This window comes from Arthrobacter sp. 01T419 (assembly GCF_056398865.1).
Genome location: NZ_JBFTQF010000002.1, coordinates 13,507 through 29,032, shown reverse-complemented (window position 1 = coordinate 29,032; position 15,526 = coordinate 13,507). Strand labels below are relative to the sequence as shown.

Below are 15,526 nucleotides of genomic sequence, written 5' to 3'. Positions count from 1 at the left end.
ACCAGTTCAAGCTCGACGGGGTGACCCTGCGCGACATGACCGCCGACGACGTCACCGCCGTCGAGGTCCTGGAACGCCGGCTCTTCCCGGTGGATGCTTGGCCGATGCAAATGTTTTTCGATGAACTTGCCCAGGTGGATACCCGCCGCTATGTAGTGGCCGAAGCCGGCGGGCAGATTGTGGCTTACGCGGGTCTCATGTGCATCGAGCCCATCGCGGATGTCCAGACGATCGCCGTCGTGCCCGAATTCGAAGGCAGAGGGATTGGCTCGGCTATTCTCACCGAACTCATTGAGGAGGCCCGCGGGCGCGGCGCAACGGAAGTCCTCCTCGAGGTCCGGGCCGACAATCCGCGCGCCCAGGCCTTGTACGTGCGGTTCGGCTTCGAGCAGATCCACGTACGGCGGCGCTACTACCGCGACGGCACGGATGCCCTCATCATGAGGCTGACATTGACTGAAGGAAACCCGGCGTGAACCAGCCCAGCACCGTCCAGCCCAGCACCGTCCAGCCGCTTGTGCTGGGGATCGAGTCCTCCTGCGACGAAACCGGCGTCGGGATTGTCCGGGGCACCACCCTGTTGACCAATACGGTGTCCTCCTCGATGGATGAGCATGTCCGTTTCGGTGGCGTCATTCCGGAGATCGCTTCCCGTGCGCACTTGGACGCTTTTGTACCCACGCTGCAGGAGGCCCTGCACGAGGCCGGAGTGACACTGGAGGACATCGACGCCATCGCGGTGACTTCCGGGCCGGGGCTGGCAGGCGCGCTCATGGTGGGCGTCTGCGCTGCCAAGGCCCTCTCTGTTGCCACGGGCAAGCCGCTCTACGCCATCAACCACTTGGTGGCGCATGTCGGCGTTGGGCTTCTTGACGGCGCTGCCGGCGGTGGCACTGGGGGGCTCGGCGCCGGTGGGCAATTGCCCGACAACCTCGGTGCCCTCCTGGTTTCCGGCGGGCACACGGAAATCCTGCGCATCCGCAGCATCACCGACGACGTTGAGATGCTCGGCTCCACCATCGACGACGCCGCGGGGGAGGCCTATGACAAAGTGGCGAGGCTCTTGGGCCTGGGCTACCCGGGCGGACCGGCCATCGACAAACTCGCCAAGCAAGGCAACGCCAAGGCCATCCGCTTCCCGCGCGGACTGACGCAACCCAAATACATGGGAACCGTCGAAGAGCCGGGACCCCATCGCTACGATTGGTCATTCAGCGGCCTCAAGACCGCCGTCGCGCGTTGCGTTGAACAGTTTGAAGCGCGCGGTGAGGACGTCCCCGTAGCTGACATCGCGGCCGCGTTCCAAGAAGCAGTGGTGGACGTCATCACGTCCAAAGCCGTGTTGGCCTGCGAGGAGAACGGCATCACGGATCTCCTGCTGGGCGGTGGCGTGGCCGCTAACTCCCGTCTGCGTGAGCTGACCGGGCAGCGCTGCACCTCTGCGGGGATCACGCTGCACGTACCGCCGTTGGCGCTGTGCACCGACAACGGTGCTATGGTTGCGGCCCTGGGATCGCAGCTCATCATGGCGGGAATCGGTCCAAGCGGCGTTGCTTTTGCTCCGGATTCTTCCCTGCCGGTCACAACGGTTTCGGTGTAGGCGCGGGAATCCATCCCAGAGGTTAGGCCGTTGGTACGGACCGCATTTGCTGTACGAGGTCCTGGACGACGGCATGAAGATCGCCATCGTGCTGGGCAGCGACGCGGCGTTGGCGCTGGTAGCCCGCACCGCGGGCGATGATCTTTTCGACGTCGGCCAGTTCCTCCGAGCAACCGAGCTTTTCGGCGACGGGAGCCAGGCGCAGCAGCGTTTCCTTCAGGTGGTCGGTGACAAGCTGCTCATTGCCTTCGGCGTCGAGGATGATAATCGCCTCCATGCCGTAGCGGGCGGCGCGCCACTTGTTTTCCTGGATATGCCATGGCGGCATGGTGGGAATGCTCCCGCCGTTGTCCAGGATGGTGGAGAACTCATCCACGAGGCATTGAGTCAGGGCGGCGACAGCGCCGACTTCCTCGAGGGTTGCCAGGCCATCGCAAATGCGCATCTCGATGGTGCCCAGATTCGGCACCGGGCGGATATCCCAGCGAATTTCGGACAGGGTGTCGATCACCCCCGTGGTGAACATGTCCTGGACATAGGACTCGTATTCGGCCCAGTTGGGGAACTGGAAGGGCAATCCGGCCGTGGGCAACTGCTGGAACATGAGGGCGCGTTGTGACGCATAGCCGGTGTCTTCGCCGCCCCAGAAGGGACTCGAAGCGGACAATGCCTGAAAGTGCGGGAAGTAATTGACCAGGCCGTCGAGGATGGGGAGCGCCTTGTCCCTCCGGTCCAAGCCGACATGGACGTGGACTCCGTAAATGACCATTTGCCGTCCCCACCACTGGGTGCGGTCAATCAGTTTGGCGTAGCGCTCTTTGTCCGAGACCGGCTGAAGCTGCGGCGGGCTGAACGGATGACTGCCGGCACAGAAAAGCTCCACACCCATGGGGTCGGTAACGTCCCTGACGGCCTTCAGGGAGCGGGCCAGGTCTTCCTTGGCTTCCTTGACGGTGTTGCACACGCCCGTGACGAGTTCCACGGTGTTGAGGAGCAATTCGCGCTTGATGTGCGGGTGCTCGTCGTCTTCGTTCAGGTCCGGATGCCGAGATGCTACGCCGCGCAGGACTTCATTCGCGACCGAGGCCAATTCCCCGGTGCGTGCGTTGACGAGCGCGAGCTCCCATTCCACCCCCAGTGTCGACTGCCTGGATGGAGCGAAATCAATCTGCACGTAGGTCCCCTCGGTGATATGCCAAAAACGCCCTGAGCAAACGCCCGCCGTGGGGCCGTCAGCGGTTGGCTCAAGTCTAATGCAGGGGCGGTACGGTACCGCATGGGCGAAAAGCTCAGGAAATCGAGCATTTTTGCTAATGAGAATGATTTGCATCTACAATACAGGCATGCACCTTTCTGTTGTCAGCTCACTCGATAGCCAATGCCGCGAAGCAGCCACAGCCAAGCTAGGGCGTACACACCGCGATTCAGCCGTGGTCCTCCATGACCTCCTGGACGGCTCCGTCGTATTGCGGAGGGTGTTCCGCAACGGCGAACTTGTAGAGCAGGCACAAACCGTCTTGGAGCACGGCTGCCTCAGCTGCACGGTCCGTCTTGACGTTGTCCCGACGGCGGAGCGCCTCGCCGCGTCCGGCCATGACCACATCGTCCTGGGCCTGCCGCCTGGCGTCTCCGTGGACATGGCGGTTGCCGAACTCAAGCGGGGCCTTGAGCGGCCTGCCGTCATCGACAACGCAGTGTTGGCGATCGATCCCTCAGCCCTGGAAGACCATGTTTGGGACAAGCACACCCTGTACGAATCCGGCTTCACGGCGATGCCGGAGGATCACCGCACCAGTGGAGAATTTCTCATCGGAGAGTTGGGCCACGCGGATACCATCATGGTCCATGCTGGTCTTGGGGCCGAGCTCACCGGATTGCGCCCGGACTCAAGCGAGCACTGGGCCCAGGGATTGGAACTTCTGGCGCAACTCGCGCCCCACGCTGCCGTTTCAGCCCGCGACGACAACTTCCGGCCCGGATGTTACGACGGCGCGGAGGCCCTCGCGAGGGTTCGTCGCGGTTCCGTGCGGGTTCCGCTCGAGGAGGAGTCCGGGAGCTTCCGGACCGTGCTCCACAAAGTGGAGCGTCCGCTTCATCCCGGGCGCTTCCGGGAAGCCCTGCCGAAGCTGGCAGAGGGATGCCACTGGATGCGGGGCCGCTTGTGGATTGCCTCGGCGGCCAAGATCCGGATCGCCGTTCAGGGAATCGGACCGCGCGTCTGGCTCGAGAGCACGGGAGAGTGGCTCGCGGATGCCGGCGCCGACTCTGTTCGCGACGGTAAAGTCCGGCAGGACGAAGACGGGCTCCACGACGTCGACGCCGTTCTCGACTGGCACCCCCGCTTCGGCGATCGCGGAACTGTGCTGGCCGTGACCGGGCGAGGAGACGACGTCGACGCCGCAGAAATCCGGGCCCTGCTGGATGGATGCGCGCTGAGCGAAGCGGAAATGAGGCTCGATTTCGCTGCGCTTGAGGATCCACTGGAACTCGAATCCACTCTTTAGCCGGGCTTCGGCCGTGGTGGAACAAAGCCGCAATCAAACAAGTCAAAACCCTAGAAGGAGAACCCCTTGAAAGTCAGGAATTCGCTGCGTGCCCTCAAGAAGATCCCCGGCGCGCAAGTTGTCCGCCGGCGCGGCCGCACCTTTGTCATCAACAAGCTGAATCCGCGATTCAAAGCGCGCCAAGGCTAGCTCCCCGTCTAGGCTGGGCACAGAACCCCGCTATGTGAAGGAAGCCCCGTTATGCCGATCCTCAACAAAGACATGACGCTCTGTATCTCCCTCTCAGCCCGGCCGAGCAACAACGGAACGCGTTTCCACAACTTCCTTTACGAGGCCCTCGGCTTGAACTGGATCTACAAGGCCTTCGCTCCGACCGACTTGGCGAACGCGATCGCCGGGGTGCGTGGCCTGGGCATCCGTGGCTGCGCCGTCTCGATGCCCTATAAGGAAGACGTCATCACGCTCGTGGATCGTATGGACGCATCGGCCGCCGCCATCGACTCGGTCAACACGATTGTCAACGACGCCGGCGTACTGACGGCCTACAACACGGACTACACTGCGATCGCCCAGCTGATCGAGCGTAACGCGATCGACCCGGCGTCGTCCGTGTTGCTCCGCGGCTCCGGTGGAATGGCCAAGGCCACCGCAGCAGCCTTCCGCGACGCCGGATTCTCGCGCGTCACTGTGGTTGCCCGGAACGAAAAGCTCGGGCAATCGCTCGCGGGACTCTATGGCTTTCGCTGGCAAGCCGAAGTGGGGGACTCGACGGCGGACGTGATCGTCAACGTCACACCGATCGGAATGGCCGGGGGAACGGAGTCCGGCTCATTGTCCTTTCCCGAAGAGGCGATCGCGGCCGCGCACGTGGTGTTCGACGTCGTCGCCCTCCCCGCAGAGACGCCGCTCATCAAGGCCGGCCGCGCGGCAGGCAAGGCCGTGATCAGCGGCGCTGAGGTAGCCACCATCCAGGCCCTCGAACAGTTCGTGCTCTACACGGGTATCACGCCGACGCCCGAGCAAGTGGCGGCTGCCGAGGAGTTCACGCGCGCCCAGTAGGGCTATCTCAGGCGGCCGCTACCGGCTCCACCACAACAGCCACCTTTTCCTCGCCGATCCTGGTGAGGACGAGGGTGGCTGTTCTGTTGCCGCGGCCTTTCGCTGAGCCTTTTCCGGCCGGCAACAATTGTTTCCGCAGTTCTTCGGGAGTGACTGACGTGCCGCGTTTCTTGATGTCCAGGACACCGACGCCGTTGGCCTTCACCCAGGCCTTGAGGGCCTTGACGTTCAACGGCATGACTTCGAGGACTTTGTAGGCACGGGCGAACGGGGTCTCCACCAGTTCCGGAGCGCAGATGTAGGCAATGTGTTGGTCCACCAAGTGGCCTCCGAGTCGGAGCGCGACGTCGGCCACCAAGCCCGCGCGGATCACCGCGCCGTCCGGCTCGTACAGGTATCCCTCCACCGGCCCGACGTCGGGCACGGGTCCGCCGTCGAAATCTTCGCCGCTGGTCATCTCAGCTGCGCCCTGCGGCCCGAGCACCAGGGCCGCGCGGCGGATGCCGGGACGGGCGACGTCGTTGAACCACAGTGTTACTTCCGTAACGTCCCCTCCGACCGAAACCCACTGTGCCTCGCAGCCGGCCGGTACCGCTTCATGGGGCATCCCCGGGCCCATCTTGACCCCGACGGCCTTGCCGGACGCGGCGAGCGACTCAACGAAGGACAACGGCGGCGAGAACTCCTCCGGATCCCAGATCCGCTTGGTTCCCGACGACGACGTCGTGCGGCGCGCAGGATCGAGCCACACGCCGTCGACGCCGTCAAGGGGCACGGACGTCGCGTCGGAATGCACCACGGATGCATGCGGGAAAGGCATGAGGTTGATGGTGGCGCAGGCCGCGGTGGTCTCGTCGAGTTCCACGGCGGTGACCTTGATGTCCATGGAGGCCATGGCCATGGAGTCAGCTCCAAGCCCGCAGCCCAGGTCAGCCACATGCTGCGTGCCTGCCTTGGCAAAACGCTCTGCGTGCCTGGCTGCCACATTGAGCCGGGTGGCTTGTTCCAATCCGGCTTGCGTGAAGAGCATCTGCCGGGCGAATTCGCCAAACTTGGCCTCGGCGCGGGTGCGGAGCCTGGATTGGGTGAGGACGGCGGCCACAAGTGCGGGGGAGTGGCCGTCTTTGCGCAAGCGTGCGTTCAGGGCGAACGCTTCGCCATCGCGGTAGGGTCCCAAGGATGCCAGCAGTTCCCAACCCTCCGTTGTCAGAAGCGGGGCAATCTGGTCCTGGGGTGTGTCAGCCATGGGAACTAGCCTACTGGCCGCCCGTCATACGAGGCGGAGAGGGGGATCCGGGATCATTCGGGCCGATAGGGTTGATGCCATGGAAGACAACCCAGTACGCCAGCCTGACGACGCCAATGGTTCTCCCTCTGCCCCCGATAAACGTCCCTTCGCCGGAAATCTCTCCAAGTATGCCCGTCCTGCGCTCATCGCAGGTGCTTCGATTGCCATTGTCTGCATCGCGCTCTTGATCATTATTTTCTTCCTCGACTCCTTCAACGCGGCCACCTATTCCATGACCGGAAAGAGCGTCCAGGACGCCACGGACGAGGCCCGGGACATTCGGGACACCTACTCAGGCGCGCGTATCGGAGCGATTGTCGGGCTGGTGGTGTTCGGCGCCATCGCACTCGCCAGCGGCGTAGTGCTCTACCTGAACCGCGGAACCGCACCGAAAGAAGAGTACGACGACGGCGAGGACGTGGACTTCGACGACCTCGCCGGGCAATGAGCTGATTGAGTCCGGGGCGGCCTGCCGCCGTTCACCCATGACGGAATTCTGGCACTCGCCTTGACCGAGTGCTAATGCTTACATAGAGTCTTGATTAGCACTCTCCCTAGGCGGGTGCTAATCATGCCGCCAGGCACTTACCGGCACCGCGACGACGGTAAGCACGCCACGGCACCCCTGGTTTGATAGTCCATGTACTACCTCACGTAAAGGAGAGATCCGAGTGTCGGTCTCCATTAAGCCTCTCGAGGATCGCATTGTTGTCCGCCCGCTCGAAGCAGAGCAGACCACGGCTTCCGGCCTGGTCATCCCGGACACTGCACAGGAAAAGCCGCAGGAAGGCGAAGTTGTTGCAATCGGCCCCGGCCGCTTTGACGACAACGGCAACCGCGTACCTGTCGACGTAGCCGTTGGCGACGTCGTTATCTACTCCAAGTACGGCGGAACTGAAGTCAAGACCGGCGGCAACGAATACCTCGTTCTGTCCGCTCGCGACGTTCTGGCGATCGTCGTTAAGTAATTTCCTGGATCCCGCACCGCAGATCGAGTCGGACATCTTCTGACTGAATCAGCGGTGCGGGTTTTCCGTCTTGAAAGGACACAACCATGGCAAAGCAGCTAGCGTTTAACGACGCCGCCCGCCGCTCGCTCGAAGCAGGCATTGACAAGCTCGCCAACACCGTCAAGGTGACTCTCGGCCCGCGCGGCCGCAACGTCGTTCTGGACAAGAAGTGGGGCGCACCCACCATCACCAACGACGGCGTGACCATCGCCCGTGAAGTCGAGCTGGACGACCCGTACGAGAACCTTGGCGCTCAGCTGGCCAAGGAAGTCGCCACCAAGACCAACGACGTCGCAGGCGACGGCACCACCACGGCCACCGTTCTGGCACAGGCACTCGTCAAGGAAGGCCTGCGCAACGTTGCCGCAGGCGCCGCCCCTGGTGAAATCAAGCGTGGCATCGAGGTCTCTGTCCAGGCCGTTGCTGCCCGCCTCCTGGAGAACGCCCGCGAAGTAGAAGGCACCCAGGTTGCCAACGTTGCCGCGATCTCCGCCCAGAGCGACGAGGTTGGCGAACTGCTGGCCGAGGCTTTCGGCAAGGTCGGCAAGGATGGCGTCATCACCATCGAAGAGTCCTCCACCACGCAGACCGAACTGGTCCTCACTGAGGGCATGCAGTTCGACAAGGGCTACCTTTCCCCGTACTTCGTCACTGACGCTGAACGCCAGGAAGCTGTCCTGGAAGACGCGCTCATCCTGATCAACCAGGGCAAGATCTCCTCGCTGCAGGAATTCCTGCCGCTCCTGGAGAAGGCCCTGCAGGCCGCTAAGCCGCTCTTCATCATTGCTGAGGACATCGACGGCGAGGCACTGTCCACGCTGATCGTGAACCGCATCCGCGGCACCCTGAACGTGGTTGCCGTCAAGGCTCCGGGCTTCGGCGACCGCCGCAAGGCCATGCTGCAGGACATCGCCACGCTGACCGGTGCGCAGGTTGTTTCCCCGGAGCTCGGCTTGTCCCTTGACCAGGTTGGCCTCGAGGTCCTCGGCTCAGCACGCCGCATCACAGTCACCAAGGACAACACCACCATCGTTGACGGCGCTGGCACGGCTGAGGACGTCGCGGCACGCGTAGCGCAGATCCGCGCCGAGCTGACCCGCACCGACTCCGACTGGGACCGTGAAAAGCTGCAGGAAAGGCTTGCAAAGCTCGCAGGCGGCATCGGCGTCATCAAGGTCGGTGCAGCCACCGAGGTTGAGCTCAAGGAAAAGAAGCACCGCATCGAGGACGCAGTGTCCTCCACGCGTGCCGCCCTTGAAGAAGGCATCGTGTCCGGCGGCGGCTCTGCCCTCATCCACGCCCTCAAGGCATTGGACGAGGACACCGCCGTCAAGGCCCTGGAAGGCGACGCGGCTGCCGCCGTCGGCATCGTCCGCCGTGCCCTGACCCAGCCGCTTCGCTGGATCGCCCAGAACGCCGGCTTCGACGGCTACGTCGTCGTCGCCAAGGTTGCTGAGCTCGAAGACAACCACGGCTTCAACGCCAAGTCCGGCGTGTACGAGGACCTGATCGCCGCTGGCGTGATCGACCCCGTCAAGGTCACCCGCTCCGCACTCCAGAACGCCGCCTCCATCGCAGCCCTGGTTCTCACCACCGAGACCCTGGTTGTCGAGAAGCCGGCCGAGCAAGACGAGCACGCAGGCCACAGCCACTAGGCCCGGTTGTTGAATGCGCGAGGCCCGGTCCCCTTTCGGGGGGCCGGGCCTTCTGCGTGTAAGCCGACGCTTCAACGCCCGGACGTGCTTCCTGACCGGCGGGTGTGGGGCTGCTTCGTGAAAGGCCTTGCTGCCTGACGCCGGCGGCCGCACTGCCTGACGCCGGTTGCCTCAGGTGCCGTTGCTCACATTGCCCTTGCGGAATATGGGGATCGGCGGCGAGGTTCTACTATTTATTCAGAACCTTTATGCACAGGCCAGTCCCGTAATGACGGGCTGGTCATCAGTTGCAACCCCTACCAGAGCAACCCCCAAGAACCAAGGTAAGAGGCGCACTCATGACCCAGCCCGAACACGATCCCTTTGGCTTTGTTGGCTTGACCTATGACGACGTCCTGCTGCTGCCGGGCCACACGAACGTCATCCCGTCCGAAGCTGATACGTCCTCCCGGATCTCCAAGCGCATTTCGGTCCAAACCCCTCTGCTGTCAGCCGCGATGGACACTGTCACGGAGTCCCGGATGGCCATCGCCATGGCCCGCCAGGGCGGACTTGGCGTGATCCACCGCAACTTGTCCATCGAAGACCAGGCCGACCACGTGGACCGCGTCAAGCGCTCCGAGTCCGGGATGATCACCAACCCGCTGACTATCCACCCGGAAGCCACCCTTCAGGAACTGGACGAACTGTGTTCGCGTTACCGGGTTTCGGGCCTGCCCGTCATCGACCCGGACGGCCGCCTGCTGGGTATTGTCACCAACCGCGACACCCGCTTCGTGCCGGAGTCCGACTTCCCGCTGCGGCTTGTCAGCGACGTCATGACCAAGATGCCCCTCATCACGGGCCACGTCGGCATCAGCCGCGAAGAGGCCTCGCACAAGCTGGCCACCAACAAGATCGAGAAACTGCCCCTCGTTGACGAGCAGGGACGCCTCAAGGGCCTTATCACCACCAAGGACTTCACCAAAGCCGAGCAGTACCCGCTCGCGACGAAGGATGAGGAAGGCCGTCTCCGCGTCGGCGCCGCCATCGGGTTCTTCGGCGATGGCTGGGAACGCGCCATGACGTTGATTGACGCTGGCGTCGACGCATTGTTCGTGGACACCGCCAACGGCCACTCGCAGGGCGTCCTGGACATGATCACCCGCCTGAAGTCCGATCCCGTTGCCGCGCACGTTGATATCATCGGCGGCCAGGCGGCCACCCGCGAAGGCGCCCAGGCACTGATCGACGCAGGTGCCGACGGCATCAAGGTGGGCGTAGGCCCAGGCTCCATCTGCACCACGCGCGTTGTTGCCGGTGTTGGCGTCCCCCAGATCACGGCCATTTATGAGTCCTCGAAGGCAGCCATCCCTGCCGGTGTCCCGCTGATCGCCGATGGCGGCCTGCAATACTCGGGGGATATCGGTAAGGCCCTCGTGGCCGGCGCCGACACCGTCATGCTCGGTTCTTTGTTGGCTGGCTGTGACGAATCGCCGGGCGAGCTGATCTTCGTCAACGGCAAGCAATTCAAGAGCTACCGCGGCATGGGTTCCCTGGGCGCCATGCAGTCCCGGGGCAAGAACACGTCCTACTCGAAGGACCGCTATTTCCAAGCGGACGTTTCCGGCGACGACAAGCTCATCCCCGAAGGCATCGAAGGCCGCGTGGCCTATCGCGGCCCGCTCTCCTCGGTGGCATACCAGCTGGTCGGCGGCCTGCGCCAGACCATGTTCTACACGGGTGCTCCGACCATCGCCGAGCTCAAAGCGCGCGGCAAGTTTGTGCGCATCACCGCGGCCGGGCTGAAGGAGTCCCACCCGCACGACATCCAAATGACCGTCGAGGCCCCGAACTACGGTTCCCGCTAGACTGCCAGATTTCAAGCAAGCCCGCCGCCGTCGTCACGAGGTGGCGGGCTTGCCCATTTCCTGCCAGGACATGGCGCCGCACTGGGATAACCTAGAGCAGTGACTTATGAGATTGAGATTGGCCGTGGCAAGCGTGGGCGTCGTGCCTATTCCCTGGATGACATCGCGATCGTCCCCAACCGTCGGACGCGTGACCCCAAGGACGTTTCCGTCTCATGGCAGATTGATGCCTACAAGTTCGAGATGCCCGTGATCGCCGCCCCTATGGATTCCGCCATGTCGCCTGAGACGGCCATAGCTCTTGGGCGGCTTGGCGGTCTGGGCGTGCTGGACCTTGAGGGCCTGTGGACCCGCTACGAAGACCCGCAATCCGTACTGGACGAGATCTCCGCCCTTGAGGATGAAACGGCCAACCCTGCCGTTACGCGGCGCATGCAGGAGCTCTACAAGGCTCCGATCCAGCCCGAATTGATCACCAGCAGGCTCGCGGAAATCCGTGCTTCCGGTGTGACCGTGGCCGGCTCGCTCACACCGCAGCGCACCCAGGAGCACTACAAGACTGTGGTTGCTGCCGGCGTCGATATTTTCGTCATCCGGGGTACCACTGTCTCGGCTGAACACGTCTCCAAGAACCACGAGCCGCTGAACCTCAAGCAGTTCATCTACGAGCTTGACGTCCCGGTGATCGTCGGCGGAGCCGCCGGATACACGCCCGCCCTGCACCTTATGCGTACCGGTGCGGCCGGCGTTCTGGTGGGCTTCGGTGGCGGCGCAACCACCACCACACGCCGCGCACTCGGCATCCATTCGCCCATGGCTTCCGCTATTTCCGACGTCGCCGCTGCCCGCCGCGACTACATGGATGAGTCCGGCGGACGGTACGTGCATGTGATCGCCGACGGCGGCATGGGTTCTTCCGGTGACATCGTCAAGGCCATCGCGATGGGCGCCGACGCCGTCATGCTCGGGAGCGCCTTGGCCCGTGCGGAAGAAGCACCAGGCAAGGGCTGGCACTGGGGACAGGAAGCCCACCACCTCGAGTTGCCACGAGGCGACAGGGTCAACGTCGGCACCGTTGGACCGCTGGAGGAAGTGCTCTTCGGGCCGGGGCACCACACCAACGGCACCTCCAACCTGATCGGCGCGCTGCGCCGTTCAATGGCCACAACAGGCTATTCGGACCTGAAGGAATTCCAGCGGGTCGACGTCGTCGTCTCGCCGTACTCGGGTCAGTAGGCTGCTGTCCGGGCCACCTTAGCCTTCGGGTGAAAACCCTGCCCAAGCCCGCGCACAAGAAGTAGTGTGGGGGACTACGGGCTTTGTGCGATGGGAGGCGTCCGATGAGCAGTGTTGCAGATGGTTCGCAGAGGAATGATGCCGGTGCGTTAAGCCCGGAGGCGCGGGCCAGGTCCATCGAGGTACTTAAGGGCACCATGGAGCCCGGCAAGGAACTCGACATCCTGATTGTCGGCGGAGGCGTGGTCGGGGCCGGGGCGGCCTTGGACGCAGTGACCCGCGGGTTGTCCGTGGGCATTGTCGAGGCCCGGGACTGGGCCTCAGGCACGTCGTCGAGGTCCTCGAAGCTGATTCACGGCGGGCTGCGCTACTTGGAAATGCTCGACTTTGCGCTGGTCCAGGAGGCTCTCCAGGAGCGAGGGCTGCTGATCCAACAAATCGCGCCGCACCTTGTCCGGCCGGTCCCGTTCCTGTACCCGTTGACCCGGCGTTTTTGGGAACGGCCCTATGTGGGTGCCGGCATCTTCCTTTACGACACACTTGGCCTTACCTCAGGGCACAGCCGCGGTGTCCCCATGCACAAACACCTCTTCCGGCGCGGAACACTGAGGGCTGCTCCGAGCCTCAAGAGCGACGCGTTCGTCGGCTCCATCCGGTACTACGACGCACAGGTTGACGACGCCAGGCTGGTCGTCAACCTCGTCCGCACCGCGGCACACTACGGAGCGCATGCCGTGAACAGGATGCGCGTTGTGTCGTTCATGCGCGAGGGTGAACGTGTGGTGGGTGCGAAGGTGGAAAACCAGGAAGACGGCAGCATCATTGAGGTCCGCGCCAAGCAAGTGCTCAACGCCACCGGCGTCTGGACCGACGAGACCCAGGCAATGGTCACGGATCGCGGCCAGCTCAAGGTCCGTGCTTCCAAGGGCATCCACCTCGTGGTCCCTCGCGACCGCTTCCAGTCCACGGTGGGATTGATCCTGAGGACCGAGAAATCCGTGTTGTTCGTCATTCCCTGGGGGCGGCATTGGATCATCGGCACAACGGACACCGACTGGAAGTTGGACAAGGCCCACCCCGCCGCGTCCAGCAAGGACATCGACTACGTCCTTGAGCACGTCAACCGAGTCTTGAAACGGCCCCTGACCCGGGAGGACGTTGAAGGCGTTTACGCCGGACTCCGTCCGCTGCTGGCAGGGGAGAGCGACTCCACAGCCAAGCTCTCACGCGAACATGTCGTGGCACACCCCGTTCCAGGCCTGGTAGTGGTTGCTGGCGGCAAGTTCACCACGTACCGGGTCATGGCGAAGGACGCCGTAGACGAAGCGACCCGCGCCATGGACGAGCGCGTACCCGCGAGTTGCACTGAAACCATCCCGCTCCTGGGCGCCGAGGGATTCAAAGCCGCGTGGAACCGCCGGGGGAGAACCGCGGATGAGGCCGGAGTCCACGTCGCCAGGGTGGAACATCTGCTCAACCGCTATGGCTCCATGGCCCCGGAAGTCTTGGCCATCATCAAAGACAATCCGGCCATGGCTGAGCCGCTCCCTGGCGCGGACGACTATCTTTCGGCAGAGGTTGTCTATGCAGCGACCCATGAGGGCGCTCGTCATGTCCACGATGTGCTGACCCGGCGCACCCGGATATCGATCGAGTCGTGGGACAGAGGTGTTTCCGCGGTCCCGGTTGTCGCTAAGCTGATGGGAGAAATTCTTGGCTGGAGCGACGCGCAGCGGGAAAGCGAAATCAAGCACTACCTGGCCCGGGTGGAAGCTGAACGGCTCAGCCAACAGCAGCCCGACGACGAATCGGCTGATGCTGCGCGCATGGGCGTCGATGACATCGTTCCCCTGCGCTGAGCGCCCTGGGTTGGCTGGGCACACTGGAGGGAAACGACTTGGCGGAACCACTGGACCCGTATGATGCCGAACTGACGACGCCGGAGACCGTCATCCTGGAGATGGAAGCGGTCGACAAGACAGACGCCGCGGGCCAGCTCGCGGAACGGCTCTATGCGGCCGGGCGTGTCACGGACCTCGAAGGCTTCCTCGAACACGTCAACTCGCGCGAACACCAACTCGCCACGGGGCTCCCAGGCGGCATCGGGTTGCCGCACGCCCGCAGTGAGTTTGTTTCGCGGGTCTCCATCGCCGTCGGGGTTACCAAGTTCGGGCACTCCCTGGACTTCGGCGCCAGCGACGGACCCGCCACCCTGGTTCTGCTCATCGCCACACCGGCTAGTTCGTTCTCGGACCACTTGGAAGTCCTTGCCACTTTGGCGCGGTCACTCTCCAAGGAATCGTTCCGGGAGTCCCTCCGGCGCGCCCACGATCCGGAAGTCATCGCCGAACTGATCAACTCCAGCCTGGTGTTCTTCGACCACTAGAGATTGGGGCAGGCCCTTTCGTGTCGCGTTCCGCGCCACGTAGGGACCCTGCTGCCCCACTCTTGGGCTCGTTTAGCTGTTCTACAGCTTGACGAAGTACGGTTAAGGGGTGTTGAAAACCGCTCTGAAGCCCCGCTGGATCGCAGGACTTGTCTTCGCGCTCCTGCTCTCCGGGGTGTTCGTGCTGCTCAGCCAGTGGCAGTTCGGCAGATCCACTCAGAGTGATGCGCCAGTTGATCCCTCGGCGGAGCAAGTCAAGCCGCTTACCGGTGTCCTGCAGCCGGGAACCTTCTTTCCTGGTTCCGTATCGGACCAGATGGTCAGTGCGAAAGGCAGCTACGACCCCGCCAAGCAAGTCCTTGTGGAAGGTCGCCTGCTCGCTGGGCAAAAGGGATACTGGGTAGTCACCGCGTTTGCGGTTGACGGTGCTCCCGTTCTCCACGGCGTTGGCGCTTCGCCGAAGACCTGGATTCCCGTAGCACGCGGTTGGGTCCCCGATCCCGCCCAAGCCAGCCCGCCGCCGTCGGGCACTATTGAACTGACCGGGCGGCTTCTGCCGTCCGAGGCGCCAGTGCCAAACGTCGACGCCGGAGCGGACCGCGCGTCCGCGGTTTCGGTCGCGGAACTCATCAACACGTGGGAAATTTCAAGCTACCCGGGCTTCGTCGCCGCGACGTCGGAAGTGTCCGCAGGCAAGGCCCTCGCTCTTCCGGAGCAGCTGAAGCCCCTCAATATCCCGGCCCAGCCACCTACCCAGCAGATCAACTGGCTCAACCTCTTTTACTCCGTGGAATGGGTGGTTTTTGCGGGCTTCGCCCTCTACATCTGGTGGCGAATGGTGGCCGATGACTACCGGCGAACCCTCGAAGAGGAAGAGCCCGACGACGAATTCCCGTCAGACGATTTGCCAGCAATTACCAAGCCAGAACAGGTATAGC

The 15,526-nt window shown here is 63.5% G+C and carries 15 protein-coding genes; 13 read left to right on the top strand and 2 right to left on the bottom strand.

What is annotated here, in order from left to right; translation table 11 throughout:
- Positions 1-35 precede the first annotated feature (35 nt).
- Positions 36-476, top strand: a complete 441-nt coding sequence (rimI, locus tag AC1DLO_RS03745; RefSeq protein ID WP_184740645.1) for a ribosomal protein S18-alanine N-acetyltransferase — start codon at positions 36-38, stop codon at positions 474-476.
- A complete protein-coding gene (tsaD, locus tag AC1DLO_RS03740) occupies positions 473-1,600 on the top strand; it encodes a tRNA (adenosine(37)-N6)-threonylcarbamoyltransferase complex transferase subunit TsaD (protein WP_476889300.1) in 1,128 nt (375 codons plus the stop codon). Before rimI ends, tsaD begins: the two co-directional genes overlap by 4 nt.
- A gap of 22 nt (positions 1,601-1,622) precedes the next feature.
- Here the strand turns inward: tsaD and AC1DLO_RS03735 are convergent, their stop codons facing one another.
- Entirely contained in the window at positions 1,623-2,774 is a 1,152-nt protein-coding gene (locus AC1DLO_RS03735; RefSeq protein WP_184740523.1) for a glutamate--cysteine ligase, read from the bottom strand.
- Positions 2,775-2,943: 169 nt separating this feature from the next.
- Between AC1DLO_RS03735 and AC1DLO_RS03730 the strand changes: the two genes are divergently transcribed.
- The 3 genes from AC1DLO_RS03730 to AC1DLO_RS03720 all read left to right on the top strand — a co-directional run bounded on the left by AC1DLO_RS03730 (position 2,944) and on the right by AC1DLO_RS03720 (position 5,163).
- Positions 2,944-4,104, top strand: a complete 1,161-nt coding sequence (locus tag AC1DLO_RS03730) for a GTP-binding protein (RefSeq protein ID WP_476889299.1) — start codon at positions 2,944-2,946, stop codon at positions 4,102-4,104.
- 66 nt (positions 4,105-4,170) lie between these two features.
- Positions 4,171-4,293, top strand: a complete 123-nt coding sequence (ykgO, locus tag AC1DLO_RS03725; RefSeq protein WP_184740519.1) for a type B 50S ribosomal protein L36 — start codon at positions 4,171-4,173, stop codon at positions 4,291-4,293.
- 51 nt (positions 4,294-4,344) lie between these two features.
- Positions 4,345-5,163, top strand: coding sequence for a shikimate 5-dehydrogenase (locus tag AC1DLO_RS03720; protein WP_476914398.1), 819 nt, complete (start codon positions 4,345-4,347; stop codon positions 5,161-5,163).
- A 7-nt stretch (positions 5,164-5,170) separates the two neighbouring features.
- Here the strand turns inward: AC1DLO_RS03720 and AC1DLO_RS03715 are convergent, their stop codons facing one another.
- Positions 5,171-6,409, bottom strand: a complete 1,239-nt coding sequence (locus AC1DLO_RS03715) for a THUMP-like domain-containing protein (RefSeq protein WP_476889297.1) — start codon at positions 6,407-6,409, stop codon at positions 5,171-5,173.
- Positions 6,410-6,488: 79 nt separating this feature from the next.
- Between AC1DLO_RS03715 and AC1DLO_RS03710 the strand changes: the two genes are divergently transcribed.
- The 8 genes from AC1DLO_RS03710 to AC1DLO_RS03675 all read left to right on the top strand — a co-directional run bounded on the left by AC1DLO_RS03710 (position 6,489) and on the right by AC1DLO_RS03675 (position 15,525).
- Positions 6,489-6,899: a hypothetical protein gene (locus AC1DLO_RS03710; RefSeq protein WP_476889296.1), complete on the top strand. Its 411-nt coding sequence runs from the start codon at positions 6,489-6,491 to the stop codon at positions 6,897-6,899.
- A gap of 223 nt (positions 6,900-7,122) precedes the next feature.
- The gene (gene groES / locus AC1DLO_RS03705; protein ID WP_184740513.1) at positions 7,123-7,419 is read left to right on the top strand and encodes a co-chaperone GroES; all 297 of its coding nucleotides are present in this window, start codon (positions 7,123-7,125) and stop codon (positions 7,417-7,419) included.
- An 86-nt stretch (positions 7,420-7,505) separates the two neighbouring features.
- The gene (gene groL, locus AC1DLO_RS03700; protein ID WP_476889295.1) at positions 7,506-9,116 is read left to right on the top strand and encodes a chaperonin GroEL; all 1,611 of its coding nucleotides are present in this window, start codon (positions 7,506-7,508) and stop codon (positions 9,114-9,116) included.
- Positions 9,117-9,454: 338 nt separating this feature from the next.
- On the top strand, positions 9,455-10,966 hold the full coding sequence (gene guaB / locus AC1DLO_RS03695) for an IMP dehydrogenase (protein WP_184740509.1): 1,512 nt from the start codon (positions 9,455-9,457) through the stop codon (positions 10,964-10,966).
- Positions 10,967-11,065: 99 nt separating this feature from the next.
- Positions 11,066-12,202, top strand: coding sequence for a GuaB3 family IMP dehydrogenase-related protein (locus AC1DLO_RS03690; RefSeq protein WP_476889294.1), 1,137 nt, complete (start codon positions 11,066-11,068; stop codon positions 12,200-12,202).
- 104 nt (positions 12,203-12,306) lie between these two features.
- On the top strand, positions 12,307-14,061 hold the full coding sequence (locus tag AC1DLO_RS03685) for a glycerol-3-phosphate dehydrogenase/oxidase (protein WP_184740505.1): 1,755 nt from the start codon (positions 12,307-12,309) through the stop codon (positions 14,059-14,061).
- 38 nt (positions 14,062-14,099) lie between these two features.
- Positions 14,100-14,588, top strand: a complete 489-nt coding sequence (locus AC1DLO_RS03680) for a PTS sugar transporter subunit IIA (RefSeq protein WP_184740503.1) — start codon at positions 14,100-14,102, stop codon at positions 14,586-14,588.
- Positions 14,589-14,697: 109 nt separating this feature from the next.
- Positions 14,698-15,525, top strand: coding sequence for an SURF1 family protein (locus AC1DLO_RS03675; protein ID WP_184740501.1), 828 nt, complete (start codon positions 14,698-14,700; stop codon positions 15,523-15,525).
- The last annotated feature ends 1 nt before the right edge of the window (position 15,526 follow it).

Coding starts and splice junctions, on each gene's coding strand:
- AC1DLO_RS03730 (WP_476889299.1), top strand. CDS start 2,944: ATGCACCTTTCTGTTGTCAGCTCACTCGATAGCCAATGCCGCGAAGCA.
- rimI (WP_184740645.1), top strand. CDS start 36: ATGACCGCCGACGACGTCACCGCCGTCGAGGTCCTGGAACGCCGGCTC.
- AC1DLO_RS03715 (WP_476889297.1), bottom strand. CDS start 6,409: ATGGCTGACACACCCCAGGACCAGATTGCCCCGCTTCTGACAACGGAG.
- AC1DLO_RS03685 (WP_184740505.1), top strand. CDS start 12,307: ATGAGCAGTGTTGCAGATGGTTCGCAGAGGAATGATGCCGGTGCGTTA.
- AC1DLO_RS03710 (WP_476889296.1), top strand. CDS start 6,489: ATGGAAGACAACCCAGTACGCCAGCCTGACGACGCCAATGGTTCTCCC.
- groL (WP_476889295.1), top strand. CDS start 7,506: ATGGCAAAGCAGCTAGCGTTTAACGACGCCGCCCGCCGCTCGCTCGAA.
- AC1DLO_RS03720 (WP_476914398.1), top strand. CDS start 4,345: ATGCCGATCCTCAACAAAGACATGACGCTCTGTATCTCCCTCTCAGCC.
- guaB (WP_184740509.1), top strand. CDS start 9,455: ATGACCCAGCCCGAACACGATCCCTTTGGCTTTGTTGGCTTGACCTAT.